Origin of the sequence: Methylibium sp. (assembly GCF_013817345.1) — a bacterium.
In the GTDB taxonomy this organism is placed as follows: domain Bacteria; phylum Pseudomonadota; class Gammaproteobacteria; order Burkholderiales; family Burkholderiaceae_C; genus Methylibium.
This window is the reverse complement of record NZ_JACDCW010000193.1, coordinates 1-2973: the sequence shown is the minus strand read 5'-3', so window position 1 is coordinate 2973 and position 2973 is coordinate 1. Positions and strand designations below refer to the sequence as shown.

General features: G+C 70.8%; 3 protein-coding genes. 2 read left to right on the top strand and 1 reads right to left on the bottom strand.

Features of this window, described 5'->3' with window-relative positions; all coding sequences use genetic code 11:
* Window positions 1-2130 (top strand): Mur ligase family protein (locus H0W40_RS19790; protein ID WP_292449629.1); only part of this gene is annotated, 2130 nt, incomplete at its 5' end.
* Window positions 2131-2134: 4 nt separating this feature from the next.
* On the opposite strand, the gene H0W40_RS19785 is transcribed toward H0W40_RS19790, so the two are convergent.
* Complete coding sequence (locus tag H0W40_RS19785) at window positions 2135-2755, bottom strand: cyanophycin synthetase (RefSeq protein WP_292449627.1); 621 nt, start codon at window positions 2753-2755, stop codon at window positions 2135-2137.
* Here H0W40_RS19785 and H0W40_RS19780 point away from each other — a divergent pair.
* Window positions 2732-2973, top strand: a 242-nt coding sequence (locus H0W40_RS19780; RefSeq protein ID WP_292449625.1) for a hypothetical protein, incomplete at its 3' end; no start/stop codon positions are given. The two genes, H0W40_RS19785 and H0W40_RS19780, sit on opposite strands and share 24 nt — an antisense overlap.

Genomic DNA, 2973 nt, shown 5'->3' with positions numbered 1-2973 from the left:
ACCAGCCAGACGAACCACGTCGCAGTCAGCATCGCCAGCGACAAGGAGCTCACCAAGAAACTGCTCGCCGAGGCCGGCCTGCGGGTGCCACGCGGCCAGACGGTCAGCAGCATCGAAGCAGCTCACCAGGCGATGCGCCGCATCGGCACGCCCGTCGTGGTCAAGCCCCTCATAGGCAACCACGGCAAGGGCGTCAGCACCTCGGTGACGAACGACGCGCTGCTCGTGGCCGGCTTCGAGCGGGCCCAGAAGTTCGGCCGCCAGATCTTGATCGAGGAGAAAATCCAGGGCGACGACTACCGCGTGCTGGTCATCGGCAAGAACCTGGTCGCGGCGTCGCATCGGGTGCCACCCGAGGTGACCGGCGACGGCACCAGCAGCGTGCGCGCGCTGGTCGAGGCAGTGAACCGCGACCCGAACCGCGGCGACGGCCACGAGAACATCCTGACCAAGATCCGCCTCGACCCGGCCGCCGCCGAAGAGCTGCAGCGCCATGGCCTCGACTTCGACGCGGTCCCGGCGGCAGGGCGCACCGTGCGCTTGCGCGGCAACGCCAACCTCTCGACTGGCGGCACCGCCGAGGATGTGACCGGCCGCGTCCACCCCGACACCGCCTGCGCCTGCGTGCGGGCGGCCCGCAAGATCGGCCTCGACGTCGCAGGCATCGACATCGTCTGTACGGACATCGCGGTGCCCCTCGAAGCCCAGCGCGGCGCCATCATCGAGGTCAACGCGGCGCCCGGCATCCGCATGCACGAGCACCCGAGTCACGGCGAGCGCCACTTCGTCGGCCGCGCCATCGTCGACTCGCTGTTTCCGAACGACGGCGACGGCCGCATCCCGGTCGTGGCGGTCACCGGCACCAACGGCAAGACGACGACCACGCTTGCCATCGCCCACGTCATGCAGCGCCTCGGCCGGGTCACCGGCGTGACCACCACCGAGGGCATCTTCATCGACGGCAATCCGGTTGTCCGGGGCGACTGCACCGGCTACTGGTCAGCACGCACTGTGCTCACCTCGCCGGAGACCGAGTTCGCCGTGCTCGAGACGGCGCGCGGGGGCATCCTCAAGCGCGGCTTGGCCTTCGACCGTTGCGACGTCGGCGTCGTCCTCAACATCGCCAGCGACCACCTCGGCCAGGACGGCGTCCACACCGTCGAGGACCTGGCCCGCGTTAAGGGCCTCATTGTTGAAGCGGCTCGCACCGCCGTCGTCCTCAATGCAGACGACGCCCATTGCGTCGCAATGACGCGCCGGGCCCGGCGCGGCGTCGAGGTTGTGTACTTCACGTTGGATGCCAGCCAGCCGGTGTTCGCCCGCCACCTTGCGCGGGGCAGCCGCGGCATTCACCTGCAGGGCGGCATGCTGATGTGGGCCGAACGCGGCCACGACGTCCCGCTCGTCGCTGCCGCACGGCTGCCGTTCACGTTGCGCGGCAAAGCCCGCCACAACATCGCCAACGCTATGGCGGTGTTCGGCGCGCTGATGGCGCTGAAGGTGCCGCGCGAGCGCATCCTCGCCGGCCTGCTCAGCTTCAGCTCGAACGAGAGCCAGAACCCGCTGCGTCTGAACGTCTACCGCACCGCCGGCGTGACGCTTGTTGTCGACTACGCCCACAACGCCGCGGCGTATGCGGCGGTGATCGAGACCGGCCGCGGCCTGACCCGCGGCCGGCTGATCGGCGTCGTCGCCGCGCCCGGCGATCGCCAGGCCAGCGACCTCGCCGCCATCGGTCGCATCTGCGGTGCCGGCTTCGACCGCCTCGTCGTCTACGAGCAGGACCAGAAGCGCGGCGAGGTGGCCGGCACGACGGCGGCGGCGATCGCCGAAGGCGCCCGCGAAGCCAGGCGCATCTCGGCCGGGCCCGATGCAATAGTGGCCGAAGACCGTGCCGAAGCCGTCGCGATCGTGCTCGACGTCCGCGCCGCGACCCGAGCAGCACTCGCGATCGCGGCGCCGGGCGACATGGTCATCGTCGGCTGCGCCAGCCACCTGTCCGACCTGCGCCAGGCGCTCGGCGAGCAGGCGGAACTGTCGTCGATCGACGTCACCGCGATGGATACGCCGGTTGACGAGCCGGAGGCCGGCCCAGCGCCCAGCCGGTCCGAAATCGCGACGGCCGCCTGACGGCTCAGGCGGCGATCTCGGCCGCCAGCCGATCCGCCGCCGCGGGGTCGACGCGTCGGATGCCGTCAACCGCGTCGTCGAGCGTTCCGGCGCAGGTGAAGATGACGATGTCGTCGCGCCCGGCAAGGCCGAGGCCATGCGCGAAGGCATCGCGGATTGGCGGTATGCCGTGGAGCGGCTTGGCGCCGGCCGTGCTGCGGGCGCCGGCGAGGATGGCAGCCGCGGTTTCGCCGTTGCTCCGGCCGCGCGGATCCTGCTCGTAGACGACGAGCTCGTCGAATCCTTTACCGCACAGCGCGCCGACCTCGAACAGGTCGCCGGCGCGGCGGTCGCCCGGCGCGGTGACGACGCCGATCAGGCGCCCGCCACGCCCGCGGAGCATCGAGCGCGCCATCTCGCACAGCGCCCGGTATGCGGCCATGTTGTGGCCGTAGTCGACGACCACCGTCTTGCCGGCGATCGAATAGCAGTTGGAACGCAGCGGGTTGCTGCGTGCGTCGGAGACGAAGTCCGCCAAGGCTGAGCCGATCGCCGCCGGCTCGAGGTCAAGCGCCATCAGGGCGGCGGCGGCGGCCAGGGCGTTGGCGATGTTGTAGCGGGCATGGCCCTGCATCGCGATCGGCATGCGGGCGGCTTCGAGCAGGCGGTGCTCGTGGCCGCCGTTGGCCAGCATCAGCCAGCCGTCGTCGCCGAGCCAGGCAGCCGCGCCACCGCGCTCGCGGTGCTCGGTGACCCAGGCGTTGCTTGCATCCATCGCGAACCACGTTGGCACGCAGCCGGGCTGCAGCGTGTTTGCCATCGCAACGCAGGACGGATCCTCGGCATTCAGCACGGCGGCGCGCG

Bases quoted from the DNA above. Each gene is read 5' to 3' on its own strand.
- H0W40_RS19785 (WP_292449627.1), bottom strand. From the start codon at position 2,755: ATGCCGATCGCGATGCAGGGCCATGCCCGCTACAACATCGCCAACGCC.